The organism is Vibrio sp. ED002, assembly GCF_023277445.1.
Taxonomy (GTDB): Bacteria; Pseudomonadota; Gammaproteobacteria; order Enterobacterales; family Vibrionaceae; genus Vibrio; species Vibrio jasicida.
Genome location: NZ_CP080239.1, coordinates 735525 through 755792, shown reverse-complemented (window position 1 = coordinate 755792; position 20268 = coordinate 735525). Strand labels below are relative to the sequence as shown.

Sequence of the window (20268 nt, the reverse complement as noted above, 5' to 3'; positions counted from 1 at the left end):
GACATGTTAGGTGCAGATGGACTCAGCTTAGCACTTATGGTGGCAGATTCAGGCATCATTGATAGTGCGGTTAACGATTTAATGGCGCGCTCACAAGTCATGATGATGGCAGAAAATCGAGGTATGAAATCCTCGGTGAAAAACCATCTACTTAAATGGCGTGGCAACGTGAAAAAGCGCATGACGAAAGTCTGTGAGACAGAACGTTTTCAACAGGAACTCGCACTCTATCAAGAAGTGATTTATTGGGATGAAGACGAGTTTTTCGAACGAATTGATGACGTGATCAAAAAGCTTGAATGGCACTCGGCGTTTTACATGCAAGCGCGTCGCATGATGGAGAAGAACAAGGGGGTGAACAACCCAATGTTCCCTCATTACTTCTGTGACCAGTGGTATCAAAGCCTTGCAGAAGCAATCAAACAAGCGCAAGTCTCTGAGCTTGAAGAGAACAAAGAAAAAGTCCTCAACGATCTTTATCAACGTATGGAAACTATGCGTAACATGGATAAAGTGACGGAGTCTGGTGATGAAGAAAGCGTTGGGCGTTTGTGGGATATGGCGTCCGCTAAGTTGAGTAAAACTGATTTAACCGTGATGAAGCGCCACGCAGAGTTCCTTAAAAAGCACAAAGGTTTGCAAGAGATCGCAGAGCAACTTGGTCGCATGGCGGGGCAAGTGAATGATCCTGACCTCAACCGCGCACCAGCAGAAGAGCTGCAAATGGTTGAGGAAAAGAGTGACGAAGCGACAGACGATATCGTCGGTATTCATGAAAGTGACGACCTCAACAAACTGCTACCTAACGAAACCATGTTTTTAGCGTATCCAGAGCTGGAAGTCGTGTTCTACAAGCATTTGGTTGATAAACGCTTGATGAACTACCGCACGCAAGGTAAGTCTCGCACACTACGTAAAGTGAAAGCGCATAAACCCGATCATAAAGCGGTGGACGTTGAAAAAGGCCCATTTATCGTTTGTGTTGACGCGTCAGGTTCGATGAGTGGATTCCCGGAGCAATGTGCCAAAGCCATGGCTTACGCACTTATGCAAATCGCTCTGGCTGAACAACGAGATTGCTATGTGATCATCTTCTCCACTGAACACATTACTTACGAGCTAACGCGTCAGGATGGTTTACGTGAAGCCGCTGACTTTTTAACTTACAGCTTCCATGGTGGGACGGATTTGGAGCCAACGTTAATTAAATCTATTGATCTAATGAACAGCGACAAATACAAAAATGCCGACATGGTTGTTATCTCAGACTTCATTGCACCAAAACAGCAAGATGAGTTGCTTGCAAAAGTCGATGCGTTAAAAGCGAAAAAGAACCGCTTTCATGCCATTAGCTTATCGAAGTATGGCAACCCAGCGTTAATGTCGATGTTTGACCACACTTGGTCTTACCATCCAAACGTAGTGGGGCGCTTATTTAAACGCGTCGCAAACGGCTAACACCATCGAACAGTATAAAAGTGACAAGCAAAAGCGGCTTAAGCGGTCGCTTTTGTCGTTTTTTGTTCGGTGATATGCAATAAAGCCATTAGTAATAAGGCACCGATTAGATCGAATTATCGACTGTTTGGTTTAAAACAAAGCAAACGAAGCGGAAATAAAAGATTTTTGTTTGACTATATTTCCTGAATCCGTAAAGTAGCACCCAACGCAACGGGGCAGAGCCTTTAAGCGTAAACAATTTGGCGCCTTGGCAGAGTGGCTATGCAGCGGATTGCAAATCCGTGGACCTCGGTTCGACTCCGGGAGGCGCCTCCAAATTCATAAAAAGAGACGTCCTAGGGCGTCTTTTTTTGTATCTAAAATTCCTGTTCCATCAATTCCTTTTGCCGCCGTCAATCACTACTTTGTTTTTCTTTACTGTTTCACATGTGTCCTGCTTTGCGACTTAGTAGAGCTTCACTTCTGAGTTCTCTCGGTTTCGTGGTAACGCTATTACTTTGCTACTTCGTGAACTTAAGATGCGAGAAGAATTAATAACGCCACATAGTGTGAATATGCTTCAAACTTATGCAATTTGGCACTAATTTAAATTGTTGAATATGGAACATCTATCACTAATACGTTTTTTCAAGATTTGAAATCAAATCACATTTCTATGAATCTGCGAAATACCATGCATATCATACAAAAGTGCAACAAGCCTTACTCCTTCTCGTTTAACGAACAATCAAACTGTTAACGATATCTTTATTTGTTTCATGAACTAATGCGTGTATCCAATCAGCATATTTCTGTGACTAACACAGAATTATTTATCATTTATTTCAGTAGTCTAAATAAAACCCCTGTAGTGAAAAATTAGTGGTGACTAGCACGTCTCTGGCGTGTGGTCCCGTTGGATAACAAAATATTTCAGGAGCAATAACGTGCTACGAACAAAGAAAACAATCGTCAGTATTCTCGTTTCAATGGCGATGATCTCAGGCTGCAATGATTCAGACAGTGACACCATTTCAACCAGTCCTATTCCTTACTTTGCGGAATGGAAGGATGTCGACAGTGCTATTAAAAAAGATGATGCGATGGAAGCAGAAATCCAACGTATCCTTGCATTAATGACGTTAGAAGAAAAAGTCGGTCAGATGGTACAACCGGACCTTCGTGAGGTCACTCCACAAGAGGCGAAAACCTATAAGCTTGGCTCAATCCTAAACGGTGGTGGCGGTTTTCCAAACAATGATAAATACGCGACCGCACAAGATTGGGCGGACGAAGCTGATAAATACTGGTTAGCGTTGGAAGACGCTTATGCTGACCGAGGATTCCGAATTCCCTTTATGTGGGCGACAGATGCAGTACATGGCCACAACAACGTTTTCATGGCGACGGTATTTCCTCATAACATTGGCTTAGGTGCAGCTCGCAATCCAGATTTAATTGAAGAGATCGGTAAAGCAACAGCAAAAGAGGTCGTTGCGACAGGTCTTGATTGGACATTCGCACCGACCGTTGCGACACCACGCGATTATCGTTGGGGACGTGTATATGAAGGCTACTCGGAAGATCCAGAAATCGTGTATGAATATGCGAAGCGCATGGTGGAAGGCATTCAAGGTGGTGAAGAAGGCTTAAAAGGGGACACTAACGTAATCTCTAACGTGAAGCACTGGGTCGGTGACGGTGGTACGTTGGGTGGTGTTGACCATGGTGAGAACCGTTACACAGAAGAGTACCTACGCAATATTCATGCAATGGGCTACATCGGTGGCTTGAATGCAGGCGCACAAGTGGTGATGTCGTCGTTCAACTCTTGGTGGAATGATGCCAACTACGATCCTATGGTTGGTATCGACGGTGCTGAGGATGGTGGCGATTACATGCAAAACCAGAAAATCCACGGCTCACAATACCTGATTACTGATGTCTTGAAGGGCAAATTGGGCTTTGACGGCTTAGTCGTTACCGATTGGAATGGACAAGGCGAGATCAACGGCTGTAGCGCAGCTGATTGTCCTCAAGCTGTAATCGCTGGTAATGATGTCTTTATGGTGACTTCACGCAACGATTGGCAAGCGTTCTATCAGAATGTGATTGACCAAGTAAACGAAGGCATCATTCCAATATCGCGTATCGATGACGCCGTGACGCGTATTTTGCGTGTGAAAATGCGTGCAAACCTTTGGGAAAAACCACAGCCTTCAGAACGTTCACTGGCAGGCGAACAATCCGTATTGAGCGCGCCAGAACACGTTGCTATTGCACGCCAAGCGGTATCTGAATCCTTAGTATTGCTTAAAAACCAAGACCAAATCCTACCTTTGAAATCCGATTCGAAATTCTTGGTAACAGGTTCGGCTGCCAACGACATCACCAAACAAACAGGTGGTTGGTCGCTTACTTGGCAGGGTGATGGCAATACCATTGAGAAAGACTTCCCGAATGCACAAACGGTGCTTATGGCAATGCAGAAAGAAGTTGGTGAAGAAAACGTTTTTACCGATGCTTCAGCAACAACACCAGAAGAAGCTACTGCGCTTGTGGTTATCGGTGAAGATCCTTATGCAGAAATGTTCGGTGACATCAGCAAAGCACAAACGCTTGAATTTTCGAAGATAAAAGCCTCTTATCAAGCGGATCTTGATACGATAAAAGCGCTAAAAGAGCAGGGATACAAAGTGGTCACGGTATTCTTCTCTGGTCGTCCACTTTATGTCAATGAAGAGCTCAACAACTCAGATGCGTTCGTTGCAGCTTGGTTGCCGGGTACGGAAGGTCTAGGTATTACTGATGTGTTGTTCGCAAAAGATGATGCGGATTTCAAAGGTAAGCTCTCTTATTCGTGGGGCGCTAAGAAGTGTTCGACCACAATCAACCGCAAGGCACTCAATATCCCTAACTACACGACACCAATTGATGGCATAAATGGTGAGTTGATTGAGCAAGATATCGAAGGCGAACACAAGCCGTTGTTCCCATATGGATATGGTTTGAACTATGCAAATCAGACCGAAGTTCCTGCTCTATATGAAGACTTGAACGATATCCCGCTTGATCCTCGTGATTATGGCTGTGGAATGGACGAGCCAGATAACGGCATCGCTGAGTTCCCATTAGAGATCTTCGGTAAAGATGCAAAAGGAGAGTTTGTTGCACGTATGTCAGGCAGTGCGAATGGTTGGTCTGGACTGGAAATCAGCAAAGACACCACCACAATCGGCTCAGTAACAACGAAAGGCATCAACTACGATGGCATGCAGCAGTCAGCAATCAATGTGAAGTTCTCGGGAGAGACTGGTGATTTTGTTGGCAATTCAGCCGCTCAAATTTACATGCAAACGCCAGATGAAAAGGGTGTTGATTACAACAGCTACATGAATGCTGATTCGACTTTGGAGTTTGATATTCGCATGGTAACTGCAGCGCCAGAGAGCTTAGTGCTATCGACTCACTGTGAGTATCCTTGTCGCGGTGAGGTTAACATTAACAAAGTCTTACCAGAACCGTCAGAAAGCACTTGGACGACGATCAAAGTGCCGCTTCAATGCTTGAAAGATACTGGCATGAGTTTCCAAATGTTGAACACGTCTTTCTTGATGTACGCAACGGAGGCGGTGGAGTTTGATTTGGGTAAGATCCGTTACGTTCCAAACCCTGAAGGATTACCTTCTGATGCGGTAAGTTGTGAAGACATGCTAGAAGATGCGTTGCCACCACTAACGGGTGACAATTATAACCTATTCGCTGACTTCAATGCGCAGATAAATGCTTCAGACCAATATACCACTGAAGGTTGGGGGCCAATTCCTGATGGGGAAACACACATGACAGTAACCCCGGTAACAGATGGGGCAACAGTCACGTATAACAGTGCTAGTCCAGAGGCTTACAAAGGATTATTGCACTTCAACTTTGATGCACAAAACTTGGAAAACTTTGCGGAAGCGGGTTCACTAGTCTTCACAGTGAATGTCACTACCTTTGGCTCACAAAAGCCTGATAATGATCAAACAGGCTTAGTGCTGAAACTTGCTAATGCGGATGGCGATACGGGAGATGTTTTTGTACCGGAACTTTCCGCTGCGAATCTTGCACTAAACTCTGATGTTACCGTTACGGTTCCAATGTCCACATTTGGAGATAAGTTCGATAACAAGTATTGGGCGCAAACTGTTAAGACGTTCACTATCTTCCCCGCATGGGCAAATACCCAAGCTGGCGTAGAGTTTGAAATCAGTGATATTCACTTCACGAAGTAAACAGACCATCTAGGAAAGTTACTCAATTTAGTAGAAACAAGGCGAGCCTCAATAGCTCGCCTTTCTCGTTGACGAAGCCTTTAAAAGCCAAGTGTGAACTTTCTTGCGGCAATCTATGTGAAATCTCTTTAGAATGTCTTCCTCGACAAGGAAGCAGTGAAGACACATGAGAAATACCGACGACTACATTATTTTCTATCATTTGGTTGAGCAAGGTTCATTCAGTGCCGCTGCAAGACAAATGGAACTCACTAAGTCGGTCGTCAGTAAGCGCATTGCCAAATTAGAGCAGGAGATAGGTGTTCAACTGCTTTATCGAACTACACGCACGCTTAAACTGACAGAAGCAGGGCAGTCCTTCTTCGAACATGCTCGCAGCGTTTACCAAGCCGTCGCAACCGCAGAAGAATCCATTGTTGGTTTAGGTAAGAGCCTATCCGGCAATATCAAGATTACCGTTCCGACCATCTCTGGTGAACTTATCCTTCCTACCGTTATTTCTGAATTCAACCAAGCTTATCCAGATATCAACATTGATATGGAACTGGATAATCGATTCGCTGACATCGTCAACGAAGGTTTTGACCTTGCCATTCGTACTGGGGTTTTACCAGACTCAAGCCTAATTGCACGTAAGCTTGTTGATGCAAACTGGATTGTGTGTGCATCGCCTAAGTACGTCGCCAAGCATGGCAAACCAAAAACGCCGGACGATCTCACTAAGCACAACTGCTTGGTTTACGCCTATCAAGAGACAGGAGCTCGTGAGTGGGCTTTCAAGCGTGATAATGAGGTGTATCAGGTTAAGGTGGATGGGAATCTATGTACCAATAACTCATCTGCGCTACGTAACGTCGCTTTGCTGGGGCAAGGTATCATTTATGTGCCTCGGGTACTGGTTTATGAAGACTTGCAGCAAGGGAAGCTGATTCAGTTGTTTAAAGACGAAACGGCTAAGTGCTTGGGTATTTATGCCGTGTACCCATACACCCGCCAGCAACCAGAAAAGATTAAGATCTTTATCGAGCATCTATATCAGTGTTTTCAGCGTCGTAGCCATCAATTCTAGTGGCTCAATTTTTCACAAAGGAGTGATTCTCCTTTGTTCGAAGGAATTCGCTCTAAATTTTAAACTCTCCAATCTATCGACTTTCTTCATTAACCGACAATGTCACAGTCATATAACGCTGCTATAACGTCATGGTGTTCACATGTTGTGGTTTTGTTTTAACTGAATACTCGCTCGAGGTCTGATATATATAGCCTTGTTGACTCTTTCGACTTTCTTTTTCTTCGATATTGTGCACATTTGTTAACAATGCACTTTGCTATTGTTTCTTTTTGGAAACGATAAGTTTCTTTGTTGATTTTACAGTTCTAAGAATTTTAACTGATTGAATGTATGGGTAATTAGTGTGGTTAACTTTATCTGGGCGTCGTTATCGGACTTTGGTGGCATGGACGTACAGATTCGGACTATTTATATTGGCTGGACATAATAACTAGAGATACGGATATGAAACAGAAGCAGCTCATCGACGCGTTTGTCACCATTGTCGGGGAAGAAAATGTCCTTACCGATCAAATCAAAACCAAGTATTACCGCAGCGGTTTTCGCTCAGGAAGCGGCACGGCGTTGGCGGTGGTTTTTCCTAAGACTCTGCTAGAACAGTGGAAGGTCATCCAACAATGTGTGAACAATAATTGCATCATCATCATGCAAGCAGCCAAGACGGGTCTGACCGAAGGCTCTGCGCCAAGTGGTAGTGATTACGACCGCGATGTGGTGGTGATCAATATTACCAAGATGAAGCAAATCTATCTGTTAGACGGCGGTAAGCAAGCGGTTTGCCTTCCGGGGGCAAGTTTACATTCACTAGAAAAAGAGTTGCGAGCAGTTAATCGCGCGCCGCATTCGGTGATTGGTTCTTCTTCTCTGGGCGCAACCGTTGTGGGCGGTATTGCAAACAACTCTGGTGGCGCTTTGGTTAAACGTGGTCCTGCTTATACAGAGCTTGCCATATTCGCTCAGGTCGACAAGGACGGTAAGCTCAATCTTGTAAACCACCTTGGTATTGAAGGATTAGGCTCGACGCCTGAAGAGATCTTACAGAACATCCAGGATGGTAACTTCGACCCAGATAAAGTGATTCATGATGAACGCATGGCGTCGGACAAAGAATACGACGAACGTGTTCGTGATGTGGCTTCTGATATCCCATCGCGCTTTAATGCGGATGAGCGTCGTCTGTACGAGGCGAGTGGTTGTGCAGGTAAACTGGGCGTGTTCGCTGTTCGAGTCGATAGCTATCCTATTCCTGAGAAAGAGCAGGTGTTCTATTTAGGTACTAACGATCCAGATAAACTTACCAAGCTAAGAAAAGACTTCCTTACTCAGTTTGAAAACTTGCCAGAAATGGGCGAGTACCTTCATCGTGACATCTTCAACATGGCAGAGAAATACGGTAAAGATGTCTTCCTTTCTATCGATCTATTGGGTACAGACAATCTACCTAAGATGTTCTCGCTTAAAGCTAAGGTCGAAAACTTCCTAGAGCGAGTTCCGTTAGTCAGTAAATACCTGCCAGATACTATTCTCTATTACGCAAGCAAGTTGTTCCCGCAGCATCTTCCTAAGCGGATGTTGGAATACCGTGATAAGTACGAGCACCATCTTGTGCTTAAAATGAGTGACGGCGGTATTGCCGAAGCACAAAAATATTTTAAAGAAGTTTGGGGTGCTGAGCACGATAGTGACTTCTTCGAATGTACACCAGAAGAGGGCAAGAAAGCATATCTACACCGTTTTGCTGCGGCAGGTGCAGCCATTCGTTACGAAACCATTCACCGCAAGGAAGTGGAAGATATCGTTGCTCTTGATATCGCGTTACGACGTAACGATGAGGAGTGGTTAGAAACATTACCTGAGGAAGTGAGTAAGAACCTAGTTAAGTCCCTCTATTATGGGCACTTTATGTGCTATGTTTTCCACCAAGACTATGTATTCAAAAAGGGCACCGACACCAAGCTGATGAAGAAGCTAATGTTGGAACACCTGAACAGTCGTGGTGCAAAATACCCAGCTGAACACAACGTAGGGCATCTGTACGAAGCGGAAAACTCGCTGCAAACGTTCTACCATCAACTTGATCCGACCAACACCTTTAACCCAGGCATAGGTAAAATGGACCGCTACAAGCGCAACTGTAACTGTTGTGCATAGCGTTTTCATTGAGAGAGCTGATAGGGAGTCGCTAATATAGCGGCTCTATTTTTATGGGCGAGGTCGTTAAGATTGCGTGTGAGTTTTAATCGAATCGCTCAACTCCCATACATTAAGTAGTGTTTTTAACCATCTGAATCAAAAAGAATAAATTTATTGTTGACCTAGAAATATAATCCGTTAAAGTACACCTCGTTCTCACGGCTAAGGTCGTTAGAGCAGGTGGTGTTGCCATCGCATTGATTGCGTTGCCCTGGTGGTGGAATTGGTAGACACAAGGGATTTAAAATCCCTCGACGTTCGCGTTGTGCCGGTTCAAGTCCGGCCCGGGGCACCATCCGCAAATTGAGTGTGTGGATTTTATATCCCACCGTCGAGTTGACCGACCGAGTGTCGGACCATCAATTCCGGTCGGAGAACCATCTCTCATAAAGTGAGATTAAATAATCTCAGAGAATAACAATTCGGTAAGGCGCCTTGGCAGAGTGGCTATGCAGCGGATTGCAAATCCGTGGACCTCGGTTCGACTCCGGGAGGCGCCTCCATTCTTTTCGAAAGCTCGTCATTATGACGGGCTTTCTTCGTTTTAGCGCAATAGAATTGACGCGCCTCACTTCCTCTTTCTCCTGTTTATTAATTATCTCCTCCCTCGTTATTTGATCGGGATTCAATAATTGTGTTCAATTAGTCATTGATTTTATAAATGTTACGCAACTCAATAATTGTAGAGGTTGATTGGTGATAATTTCTCCATGATTGTAGTCCGAACTTTTTGTTGTACAACCGACGGTTAGTTGGATCTCTTCTACCTGTCATGTTAGCTCTCTAAGTTCGAACTTCGTTCTAAAACGTGAGAGAAAAATAATGAAAACATTCAACCTTAAACCCACACTTTTACCTTTAACTTTGCTGCTCAGTTCGCCGGTTATGGCGGCACAAAATGGAACCATGATGCAGTATTTCCATTGGTATGTGCCAAATGACGGCACACTCTGGACACAAGTTGAAAACAACGCACCAGCGTTATCTGACAACGGCTTTACCGCGTTATGGCTGCCGCCTGCCTACAAAGGTGCCGGTGGTAGCAATGACGTAGGTTATGGTGTTTACGATATGTATGACTTAGGCGAGTTTGATCAAAAAGGATCGGTACGAACCAAGTACGGCAGCAAAGACCAATACCTCGATGCTATTAACGCGGCACACGCAAACAACATTCAAATTTATGGTGATGTGGTGTTTAACCACCGTGGCGGTGCGGATGGTAAATCGTGGGTCGACACCAAGCGAGTCGATTGGAACAACCGAAACATTGAACTCGGCGACAAATGGATTGAAGCTTGGGTCGAATTTAGCTTCCCAGGACGTAACGATAAATACTCAGACTTTCATTGGACGTGGTATCACTTTGACGGGGTCGACTGGGATGACTCGGGTAAAGAAAAAGCGATCTTCAAATTCAAAGGTGACGGCAAAGCATGGGATTGGGAAGTCAGTTCTGAAAAAGGCAACTACGACTACCTCATGTACGCAGACCTAGACATGGATCACCCACAAGTCAAGCAAGAGCTGAAAGACTGGGGCGAGTGGTACTTAGACATGACGGGTGTGGATGGCTTTCGAATGGACGCGGTTAAACACATCAAATATCAGTACCTACAAGAGTGGATCGATTACTTACGTTGGAAGACAGGCAAAGAGCTGTTTACTGTGGGTGAGTACTGGAACTACGACGTGAACAACCTGCATAACTTTATCACTAAGACTTCTGGCAGCATGTCATTGTTTGATGCACCGCTACACATGAACTTCTATAACGCTTCACGCTCGGGCGGCAACTTCGATATGCGCCAAATCATGGATGGCACCTTGATGAAGGACAACCCAGTGAAAGCGGTAACATTGGTCGAGAACCATGATACGCAACCACTGCAAGCGCTGGAGTCTCCGGTGGATTGGTGGTTCAAGCCTCTTGCGTACGCGTTCATTTTGCTTCGTGAAGAAGGTTATCCGTCAGTGTTCTACGCGGATTACTACGGCGCACAATACAGTGATAAAGGACACGACATCAACATGGTGAAAGTGCTGTATATTGAGCAGTTGGTGAAAGCACGTAAAGATTATGCTTATGGCAAGCAGCACTCCTACCTTGATCATTGGGATGTGATTGGTTGGACACGAGAAGGGGATGCGGAACACCCGAAATCAATGGCGGTTATCATGAGTGATGGTCCTGGCGGAACAAAATGGATGTACACCGGTTCGCCGAGCACACGTTATGTCGACAAGTTAGGTATTCGCACCGAAGAAGTCTGGACTAACGCTAGTGGATGGGCGGAGTTCCCAGTAAACGGAGGTTCGGTATCTGTTTGGGTTGGCGTTAAATAATCTTGATTGCAGAATCGCAGGTGTGACCGATTTCGAAAATAGTGCGCATTTAATTAATGTCTCGTTTGATATTCATGAAACATATGCGTAACTTTATACCTGAGCATTATCAGTAGGCAGATTAAGGAAAGGAATCTATGGCTGACGTTTTGATTGTTGCGATTGTATTCAGTGCAATATTTGGTGGTGGTATCGTTAAGCTGGTTCTTAACCATCGTAAGGAAGTAAAAGCGTTAGAGATCTCTGAACGCAATCAGATGAGTGAAGAAGAGCGAAATGGTTTGAACAAGCAAGTCGCAGAGCTCAAACAGCGCGTTGAAGTATTAGAGCGCATCGTTACCGACAACAAATACCAACTTGATAAAGAAATTGCGTCCTTGTAATTCTGAACCAAGACGAAAGAGCCAGTTTAATACTGGCTCTTTTTGTATCCGTCCTTTAATCCCTAGAAAGCGAAGCAATGGATTACCGTTCATCAAAGAAGTCTTTATTTCGAATGTACTTACTCATCAAGTGATAAGAAAAAGGGCGTATCAACCAACTCACCAAAGAGCGTCCAAGCCGCATCAACGTTGGTGTGTTCTCGTAAATCCTACCGTTATAAAGCCAAAGCATTTTGCCCACATGCCAGTAGAGAAAAGGCACCGGAGGCATAAAGGTCACAATATCGATGTCGCAACAGATTCGATAGGTTTTGTGGCTTAAACGATAGCGTTTCTTGAATGTCCAATCACCAATCGCTGGTTGACCAAATGTCACGACACGTTTGATGCTTTTCGGGTACTTTCTTTCGATATAATCGGCAAACACGCTACCAATTGCGCCGCCCGATGAATGCCCAGTAATGGTGATGCGCTTGCCTTGTAGAATTAGAGGTACAATAGTGGCTTCTAATCGTTCAATTACACTCAAACCAAGACGATCTTCATTTCGAGAAGGTTGACTTTCTTGAAATAACAAATGGTAGAAGCCGGCATGGATTCGATAGTTTAGCCCCAAGCGCTTGCAGCTGCGTGTCCACATCGCGAAGTTCAACAACCAATCGGTCATGCTATGCGAACCTTTAATTACCACGACGACTTCCGTACGCTTCTTGCTCCATAAAACACGGACCATGGTTTTGCCAAACTCGTTTTTAATGATGCGCTGCCCATTAGGATCAAACCCATAGCGGGTCTGTTTAAAGACTCTGGGGTAGGCGAGATTACAAAGGACGGCGTAGCGTTCGTACTGATATCGTTTTAAAGGCTTCACATTATTTTTCTGTCTCTTGGTCAACGTAAACTCTAGATGTGAAATATGAAAAATAGATGAAGATGAGAAATGAACAGAGGTTGGCGAAGCGTTTTTACTCAAGGGCTTGTGAAAGCAGAGTACTGCGTCAGTATTCATTCAATGTAGGAGGGTTTTGAAGTTTTTTGTTTGTACAAGCAAGACCGGGATTAGGGAAGATGCCATTCGCTGTGTATATGAATTGCGCAAAATGATCGTAGATTGTGCATGTGAGTCGCCTTTTTAACCATATGAATGAAAAAGACAAAATATCTGTTGATCTAAAATCTGAATCCGTTAAAGTACGCCTCGTTCTCGCGGCACAGGTCGCTAGAGCAGGTGGTGTTGCCATCGCATGATTGCGTTGCCCTGGTGGTGGAATTGGTAGACACAAGGGATTTAAAATCCCTCGACGTTCGCGTTGTGCCGGTTCAAGTCCGGCCCGGGGCACCATCCGCAAATTGAGTGCGTGGATTTAACATCCCGCCGTCGAGTTGACCGACCGAGTGTCGGACCATCAATTCCGGCTCGGGGCACTATCTCTCGTAGATTGAGATTTTTAAAGTCTCAGAGAACAAAAATCGGTAAGGCGCCTTGGCAGAGTGGCTATGCAGCGGATTGCAAATCCGTGGACCTCGGTTCGACTCCGGGAGGCGCCTCCATTCGATTGAGTACCATCGCATCTCATTATCGAACGTACGATTTAGGTTAGTGTGTTTATTTAAATTATTTGAGGCTGATTTAGCTTCTAGAAAATTTGAATAGAATCTGTCGCATTGACCATCGAAAGGGTTAACCCTAACGAAAACCTCAATGTTTCTTCGTAGAAACGACAAAATGGCGCCTTGGCAGAGTGGCTATGCAGCGGATTGCAAATCCGTGGACCTCGGTTCGACTCCGGGAGGCGCCTCCATCTTCTCTTTAATACATAATCACTTCTCTTTAATACATAATCACTTCACTTAAGACCTCTGACCATTCACTCAATAAGTCAAAATTTAAGACGTTTGTTCATAAATTTACTCATCAGTAACCGATATTTATTGCGTCAAATTCGACGTAATCCTCATTTTCGACTTAACACCACAATTTTATGTTCCAGTTTTGCACATTCAACTCTATTAACAGAACGTTGTTAATTATAAACTTGGTGCATTACTAAAGGCTAATTGATAACATCATATATAACGTATTGTTAATATATGACATTGTTAGATTTTGGCTCAGGACGAGCCCATTGTTGTTTTAGGGAGAAAAACACGTGTTTAGTCGTAAAAGCAGGCGAATGCTAGCCTTGGTGTTAAGTGCTGCGTCTTGTTCAACTTTCGCTGCTTCAATGGCCAGTTACCCAGAAGAGTGGCTCGATTGGCCTGTTGTAAAAGAGTCACAAAACCTACCAGCAGACACGGTTCTACCTCCAGATACCTCTCTTTTTATACAAGAATCTGTTCGAGCTTATAGCTGGATCAATAATGGTCAGGGTTCGCCACTGACGATCCGAGTTAATCCAGCAAAACTAGAACAATATAAAACCCACGGACCATATATCGATGGTCCAACAGCCGTTGCCATTTCTGAAGTCGATGGCATCGTTTGGGTCACAGAGCACATTGGCGGTATGGCGATATACGGAAGTTATGATCGTCAAGGAAAAGACATCAGTCATACTCATCCATCTCTCGAACCTTCTTTTTGTCAAAGCTGTCACACGACCTATCAAGATATCTGTATCAACGGAACGTGTGCAGAGCCTGTCTTAGGTGTGTACAAAGACAAGTAGTAGCAAAAATGAGCACGCGAGTTTTTGGTTGGCTTACGATTAACCAGATGTTGTTTGTTTCGCATCTGGTGTTAGTGATGTCGATTATCTTTGGTTTGTCATTGACTCGGTTCCAGAGCGAATGGGATATGCGCATTGAACATGCTGCGACCATGGCAAAAACTCACCTTTCTTCTCAAATGACCTTTTTATCTGGATCGATCGCAGGGCGGAATTACGCAAACTTAATGATGCCATCTACTAAGGCAAATTTGAGTGCTATCGATGATTTGCTTTTCGTCGAAGTGTCTGGCGTATCGGATTACAAAACTCAAGAGGTAGCTGTGCGTTACCTCGCTCAAACCAACCAAGTATGGCGGATTGATGTCAGTGATTACGAAGTAGGTAGCTTAAAGGGACAAAAAGATAATCTACTTCGTATGCTTTCAATGACGCCTGATGAAGATGAGATAAAACGGAATAAGCTCCAATATCTGGTAAACAAAACGAGCATCGACCTCGATGCGTTGCAAGATAGCCAGCGTTTAAATAGGGAGACAGAATTACCTTGGAATAAGGATGTGCTACGTCAAACTGACTTCTATTACGATTCTACCTTGTCAGTGCTGCATGTTTGCCTACCACTTCGTAACAATAACGGTGGCTACATCTGGGCAGTGTTGGATGCAAGCCAGCTCGACCATATCAAGTTAAACCTCATCAAAGAGCTAAGTCGTGAAGCGCTCATTGCCATCTTGATTTCAATGATACTTATCTATGTCGTTACGATGTGGATCGTTAGCCCATTAAAGCGTTTGTCTACTTCGATGAAGAAAGACATTGAGAAAATAGATCAATCCCATATTCCGGAAATCCGACGTTCTGATGAAATTGGCGAGTTGGCACGCTCATATTCTAGCTTGATCACCAAGATCAAAAATCAACTTCGTGTGCTTCGTCAACAAACAGATACTGATACGCTGACAGGGGTTGGTTCTCGGTTTTTGTATAAACGTAGCGCGCCGTTCTTTGTTCGAGATTCACTCAAGACTATGGAGTACGTCTGCTTTGTTCTGTGTGATATCGATAACTTTAAAAAGTTTAACGACACCTATGGCCATACCGAAGGGGATAACGCACTTTGTGACGTGGCGGAAGTATTCCGTTCACAGCTTGGGGCAGACCAGCCGTCTTATCGTTTGGGTGGGGAGGAGTTTGCTCTGCTCGTTTATGGTAACAATCCTGACGTCCTGAATTCTAAAGTCGAACGTTTAAGGCAGGCTGTAGAAACACTCTCTATACCACATATGAAGAATCAACCATCTGGTGTAGTTACTATCTCTGTTGGCGCTGTTCCAATAACACTCTCAGCACAAGAACCAACCTTTGAATCCTGTCAGGCAGCACTAGAGCGTGCTTTTGAAATTGCAGATAAAAACCTATACACCGCCAAAGACACTGGCCGAAATACGGTGATCATGGCGAAGCCTATCCAAATTTAACTGGTATTTGTCCAGTTTTTCACCGGCCCACGCTGGCCAAACTAAATTCAAAAAATAGCAAAGAGAAAGGAGTCTCCATGCATCATCTTGGGGAAGATAAACAGTTTTGCGGCTCACAAACACGTTTATGGGTGGATACTGATATCACCATTGGTCACAAGAGTGGTTTAAAGCCATGTGATGTCGATGACGGGTATGCACTGGGCTTGTTACTTCGAAGCCAAGAAGTGGATATTGTTGGAGTAAGCTCTACATTGGGTAACTGCGACGATATTGAAGTGACGACTGAAATCGCACAGTCTTTTATCCAAAAGTTTGGTCCGACATATCTGAGTGTTTCAAAGGGAAGTGCAAGCTTCTTTGACTCTGCTGTGGGGGTTCCAAAAGCCGTTACCGATCTTGCTGATCAACTAAAACAAGAGCCTCTGACTATTTTGGCAATTGGTGCGTTAACCAATATTGCACTGCTGATTAAACATTACTCTGATGTGCTTCACAACATCGAAAAGATTGTTTGTGTTGCAGGCCGCCGCAGTACCGACCAGCATTTTGTCGCGAGCAAACATCAAACGCGTCCATTTCGCGATCTCAACTTTGAGGTCGACGAAGCGGCTTTCGAAGTACTTTTAAGTAGCGATGTACCTTTAACATTGGTTCCTTTTGAGGTGTGTGCGGATGTCTGGGTGAACTTTTCTGAACTAAGAGCCATGAGCCACGCCAGCAGTTTAAGTCACTTTCTGGAACAACACTCAATGATTTGGTGGACAGAGTGGAAGCTGATCTTTGGTGCAAAAGAAGGGTTCATTCCTTTCGACATGGTTGCTGCAGCTTATGTGGTAAATCCAGAATGGTTTGTATCTCATTCTTGGGAGGCCAAGCTGGAGATCGCGGCAAGTGATACGGACAAACACAAAGAGAAAGCCTATCTGGTTTGCAATGAATCGATAGAGCAGGGACGAGAGGTCGACTATGTAGTTGAAGTATCGCCAGATGCTGAACCGGAAATGCTCAAGCGTTTAGCGGAGCGCGACATTGGTGCATTTGTACTTGGGTTATCTCATATCAATGTCATTGTCGATGATGTTGATGCTGCGGCTGATTACTACCAGCGAGTACTCGGCTTTGAACGCGCACTTGATGCTCAGCGGCAAAAAATGGATTACCGCGGTGTGAGTATGGCCGAGTTTAACCAAGATGCAGGTTTAGCTGGACAAGATGTTGTCGTTGACGTGCTGTTTGTGAAGCATCCTTATGCGTCGGTCTATCTTGAATTGATGAAATATCACACACCAATCGGGACAAAAGACATCCCCCCTCAACCAAAAACTTATGACTTAGGCGGCCCTCGTCATGTCGCGCTAGAAGTTTCAAACTGTGGTGAAGTCTTCCGTTACTTAAAACAACAAGAAGGGGTAACCATGATCAATACGTCGGATGAATATCATCCTGAAAAGCTCGACGGATTCCCTATTTCCTTCTTCTACTGGATAGACAAATACGGCATTCAATGGGAAATGGAAGAAGGGCGGAGGGTAGGTACGTCTCGAGGCATTGTCTAATTGACTGAATTTAAATAATTTTTTGAACAGAGAAGGCAAGCATTTTGGTGCTTGCTTTTTGTTTGTTATTAAGAAATATGACAAAAAGGGTGATCTTATTTTATTCGGGTTACATTAATTTTGTTTAAGTTACGAAAGCAAAGGTTTAAATACGGGTTAAAAAGTGCTCCTACCCCTTTAGGGTAGTTTAATTCCGTAATTGATTTACATCATGTATTAATTTTCTTTCACAATTAACAATGCAGACAGTTAAGAACCTAACCCTTAGGAAGTACAATGAGCAAGTTGAAGCTAGTAGTCGTCGGTAACGGTATGGTAGGCCACCGTTACATCGAAGACTTAGTCGAGAAAACCGATGTCTCTAATATGGATATCACGGTTTTTTGTGAAGAACCTCGAGTCGCATACGACCGTGTGCACCTTTCCTCTTACTTTTCTCACCATACTGCAGATGAACTTTCTTTAGTAAAAGAAGGCTTCTACGAGAAACACGGCATCAATATGTTGATCGGCGAGCGCGCGATTAACATCAACCGTGAAAACCGTATTGTTTATTCAAGCACAGGTCGTGAAATTAAATATGACAAGCTGATTCTTGCTACTGGCTCATTCCCATTTGTACCGCCTATCAAAGGTCATGAAAGCAAAGACTGTTTTGTTTACCGCACTATCGAAGATCTAAAAGCGATCGAAGCGTGTGCGAAGAAAAGCAAATCTGGTGTGGTTATCGGTGGTGGTCTTCTAGGCCTTGAAGCTGCAGGCGCGTTAAAAGCTCTGGGTGTGGAAACTCACGTGGTTGAGTTCGCACCAAAACTGATGGCTGAGCAGCTTGACCTTGCTGGTGGTAATCAGCTTCGTCAAAAAATCGAGCGTATGGGCGTGAACGTTCACACCAGCAAAAACACGCTTGAGATTGCAGCAGAAGGGGAAAGCGCACGCAACGTTATGCGTTTCGCTGACGGCACTGAACTAGAAACAGACTTCATTGTATTTTCGGCAGGTATCCGACCTCAAGACAAACTGGCTCGTCAGATGGACCTAGACGTTGCGCCACGTGGTGGTATTGCCATTAACGACTACTGCCAAACGTCTGATGAAAACATCTACGCTATCGGTGAGTGCGCATCTTGGAACGAAATGTTCTACGGTCTTGTGGCTCCTGGCTACAAGATGGCGACGGTTGCAGTGGATCACCTACTTGGAAACACGGAAAGCAAGTTCGAAGGCGCTGACATGTCTGCGAAGCTAAAACTGCTTGGTGTGAAAGTTGGTTCTATCGGTGATGCGAACGGTCGCACTGAAGGCTGTAAGAGTTACGTTTACCAAAACGAAGAACAAGAAGTTTACAAACGTCTTATCGTATCGGAAGACAACAAGAAACTGCTAGGTGCAGTAATGGTTGGCGATACGTCTGACTATGGTGATCTTCTACAGCTTATGCTGAACGAAATCGACCTACCAGAACACCCAGATGCGTTGATCCTACCAGCACACGCAGGGGCTGAAAAACCTTCTTTGGGTGCAGACGCATTGCCGGAGAGCGCGGTTATTTGTTCATGTTTCGACGTGACAAAAGGCAAGATCGCACAAGCAGTTGCTGATGGTCACCACACATTGGGCGACATCAAAGCAGTAACAGGCGCAGGTACAGGCTGTGGTGGTTGTATTCCTCTAGTGACCTCTGTTCTAAATGCTGAGCTTGCTAAATCTGGTATCGAAGTGAAGAACGACGTGTGTGAGCACTTTGCATACTCACGCCAAGAGTTGTTCCACCTAATCCGCATTGAAGAGATCAAAACGTTTGATGAGCTTCTAGAGAAATACGGTAAAGGTTACGGCTGTGAAGTTTGTAAACCACTGGCTGGTTCTATCTTGGCTTCTTGCTGGGGTGAGCACATTCTTAAGCCACAACTGGTTAAGCTGCACGACACGAACGATAACTTCCTAGGTAACATCCAAAAAGACGGTACTTACTCTGTTATCCCACGTATGGCGGGTGGTGAAGTAACACCTCAAGCATTGGGTGCGCTAGCGAACGTTGCTGCAGAATACAACCTATACACCAAAGTAACCGGTGCTCAACGTATTGGTCTGTTCGGTGCTCAAAAAGACGATCTTCCAGAGATCTGGCGCAAGCTTATCGACGCTGGTTTCGAAACAGGTCAAGCGTACGCAAAAGCACTTCGTATGGCGAAGACATGTGTTGGCTCTACTTGGTGTCGTTACGGTGTTCAAGATTCTGTTGGCCTAGGTTCTTACATCGAGAATCGTTACAAAGGCATTCGTACACCTCATAAGATGAAGTTCGGTGTTTCTGGCTGTACTCGTGAGTGTGCGGAAGCACAAGGTAAAGACCTTGGCATTATCGCGACTGACGCCGGCTGGAACATGTACGTATGTGGTAACGGCGGTATGAAACCTCGTCATGCAGACCTACTAGCGAGCGACTTAGACAAAGAGACTCTGATCAAGTACATCGACCGTTTCATGATGTTCTACATCCGTACTGCTGCGCCACTACAACGTACATCAGTTTGGATGGAAAACATGGAAGGTGGCGTTGACTACCTACGCGAAGTGATTGTTAACGACAAACTTGGCATTAATGCTCAGCTAGAAACTGATGTTGCGAAACTAGTCGATGAGTACGAGTGTGAGTGGACTGCAACCATCAATGATGAATCACAGCTGACTCGTTTTGCACACTTCGTTAACTCAGACAAACGCGATGACAATGTTGTGTTTGTACAAGAACGCGAACAGCACCGCCCAGCAACCTTCACGGAGAAGCACCCTGAAGCGAAAGGCGACATCCTACACGTAGCGATTACAGAAGCATAAGGGAAGG

At 44.7% G+C, this 20268-nt stretch carries 11 protein-coding genes and 6 tRNA genes; 16 read left to right on the top strand and 1 reads right to left on the bottom strand.

Annotation, left to right across the window (positions count from 1 at the left end; translation table 11 throughout):
- The first annotated feature begins 3 nt into the window (after positions 1–3).
- The 9 genes from viaA (at position 4) to ITG12_RS20150 (ending at position 11711) form a co-directional block, all read left to right on the top strand.
- Positions 4–1458, top strand: coding sequence for an ATPase RavA stimulator ViaA (gene viaA / locus ITG12_RS20190; RefSeq protein WP_248874891.1), 1455 nt, complete (start codon positions 4–6; stop codon positions 1456–1458).
- Between the two features lie 244 nt (positions 1459–1702).
- A tRNA-Cys gene (locus tag ITG12_RS20185) sits at positions 1703–1776 on the top strand.
- 653 nt (positions 1777–2429) lie between these two features.
- Positions 2430–5717: a glycoside hydrolase family 3 protein gene (locus ITG12_RS20180; RefSeq protein WP_248875068.1), complete on the top strand. Its 3288-nt coding sequence runs from the start codon at positions 2430–2432 to the stop codon at positions 5715–5717.
- A 166-nt stretch (positions 5718–5883) separates the two neighbouring features.
- The gene (locus ITG12_RS20175) at positions 5884–6786 is read left to right on the top strand and encodes a LysR family transcriptional regulator (protein WP_042601506.1); all 903 of its coding nucleotides are present in this window, start codon (positions 5884–5886) and stop codon (positions 6784–6786) included.
- A gap of 447 nt (positions 6787–7233) precedes the next feature.
- Entirely contained in the window at positions 7234–8940 is a 1707-nt protein-coding gene (dld, locus tag ITG12_RS20170) for a D-lactate dehydrogenase (protein WP_042601504.1), read from the top strand.
- A gap of 250 nt (positions 8941–9190) precedes the next feature.
- Positions 9191–9277: transfer RNA gene (locus ITG12_RS20165), tRNA-Leu, on the top strand.
- A gap of 134 nt (positions 9278–9411) precedes the next feature.
- Positions 9412–9485, top strand: a tRNA-Cys gene (locus tag ITG12_RS20160).
- A gap of 319 nt (positions 9486–9804) precedes the next feature.
- Positions 9805–11328, top strand: coding sequence for an alpha-amylase (amyS, locus tag ITG12_RS20155; RefSeq protein WP_248874889.1), 1524 nt, complete (start codon positions 9805–9807; stop codon positions 11326–11328).
- 137 nt (positions 11329–11465) lie between these two features.
- Positions 11466–11711, top strand: a complete 246-nt coding sequence (locus ITG12_RS20150) for a hypothetical protein (RefSeq protein ID WP_038874046.1) — start codon at positions 11466–11468, stop codon at positions 11709–11711.
- 82 nt (positions 11712–11793) lie between these two features.
- Here ITG12_RS20150 and ITG12_RS20145 read toward each other — a convergent pair whose 3' ends face one another.
- Positions 11794–12582: a lipase gene (locus tag ITG12_RS20145; protein ID WP_038880870.1), complete on the bottom strand. Its 789-nt coding sequence runs from the start codon at positions 12580–12582 to the stop codon at positions 11794–11796.
- A gap of 384 nt (positions 12583–12966) precedes the next feature.
- Here ITG12_RS20145 and ITG12_RS20140 point away from each other — a divergent pair.
- The 7 genes from ITG12_RS20140 to nirB all read left to right on the top strand — a co-directional run bounded on the left by ITG12_RS20140 (position 12967) and on the right by nirB (position 20261).
- A tRNA-Leu gene (locus ITG12_RS20140) sits at positions 12967–13053 on the top strand.
- A 135-nt stretch (positions 13054–13188) separates the two neighbouring features.
- Positions 13189–13262, top strand: a tRNA-Cys gene (locus ITG12_RS20135).
- Positions 13263–13439: 177 nt separating this feature from the next.
- Positions 13440–13513, top strand: a tRNA-Cys gene (locus tag ITG12_RS20130).
- Between the two features lie 372 nt (positions 13514–13885).
- Entirely contained in the window at positions 13886–14380 is a 495-nt protein-coding gene (locus ITG12_RS20125) for a hypothetical protein (protein WP_248875066.1), read from the top strand.
- 128 nt (positions 14381–14508) lie between these two features.
- Entirely contained in the window at positions 14509–15861 is a 1353-nt protein-coding gene (locus tag ITG12_RS20120; protein WP_227742650.1) for a diguanylate cyclase, read from the top strand.
- A gap of 77 nt (positions 15862–15938) precedes the next feature.
- The gene (locus ITG12_RS20115) at positions 15939–17420 is read left to right on the top strand and encodes a nucleoside hydrolase (RefSeq protein WP_248874887.1); all 1482 of its coding nucleotides are present in this window, start codon (positions 15939–15941) and stop codon (positions 17418–17420) included.
- 276 nt (positions 17421–17696) lie between these two features.
- The gene (nirB, locus tag ITG12_RS20110; RefSeq protein WP_063344324.1) at positions 17697–20261 is read left to right on the top strand and encodes a nitrite reductase large subunit NirB; all 2565 of its coding nucleotides are present in this window, start codon (positions 17697–17699) and stop codon (positions 20259–20261) included.
- Positions 20262–20268 lie beyond the last annotated feature (7 nt).

What these genes read in the sequence shown, in the direction of transcription:
- viaA (WP_248874891.1), top strand. Translation starts at nt 4, where the DNA reads ATGTTAGGTGCAGATGGACTCAGCTTAGCACTTATGGTGGCAGATTCA.
- ITG12_RS20180 (WP_248875068.1), top strand. Translation starts at nt 2,430, where the DNA reads ATGGCGATGATCTCAGGCTGCAATGATTCAGACAGTGACACCATTTCA.
- ITG12_RS20175 (WP_042601506.1), top strand. Translation starts at nt 5,884, where the DNA reads ATGAGAAATACCGACGACTACATTATTTTCTATCATTTGGTTGAGCAA.
- dld (WP_042601504.1), top strand. Translation starts at nt 7,234, where the DNA reads ATGAAACAGAAGCAGCTCATCGACGCGTTTGTCACCATTGTCGGGGAA.
- amyS (WP_248874889.1), top strand. Translation starts at nt 9,805, where the DNA reads ATGAAAACATTCAACCTTAAACCCACACTTTTACCTTTAACTTTGCTG.
- ITG12_RS20150 (WP_038874046.1), top strand. Translation starts at nt 11,466, where the DNA reads ATGGCTGACGTTTTGATTGTTGCGATTGTATTCAGTGCAATATTTGGT.
- ITG12_RS20125 (WP_248875066.1), top strand. Translation starts at nt 13,886, where the DNA reads ATGCTAGCCTTGGTGTTAAGTGCTGCGTCTTGTTCAACTTTCGCTGCT.
- ITG12_RS20120 (WP_227742650.1), top strand. Translation starts at nt 14,509, where the DNA reads ATGCGCATTGAACATGCTGCGACCATGGCAAAAACTCACCTTTCTTCT.
- ITG12_RS20115 (WP_248874887.1), top strand. Translation starts at nt 15,939, where the DNA reads ATGCATCATCTTGGGGAAGATAAACAGTTTTGCGGCTCACAAACACGT.
- nirB (WP_063344324.1), top strand. Translation starts at nt 17,697, where the DNA reads ATGAGCAAGTTGAAGCTAGTAGTCGTCGGTAACGGTATGGTAGGCCAC.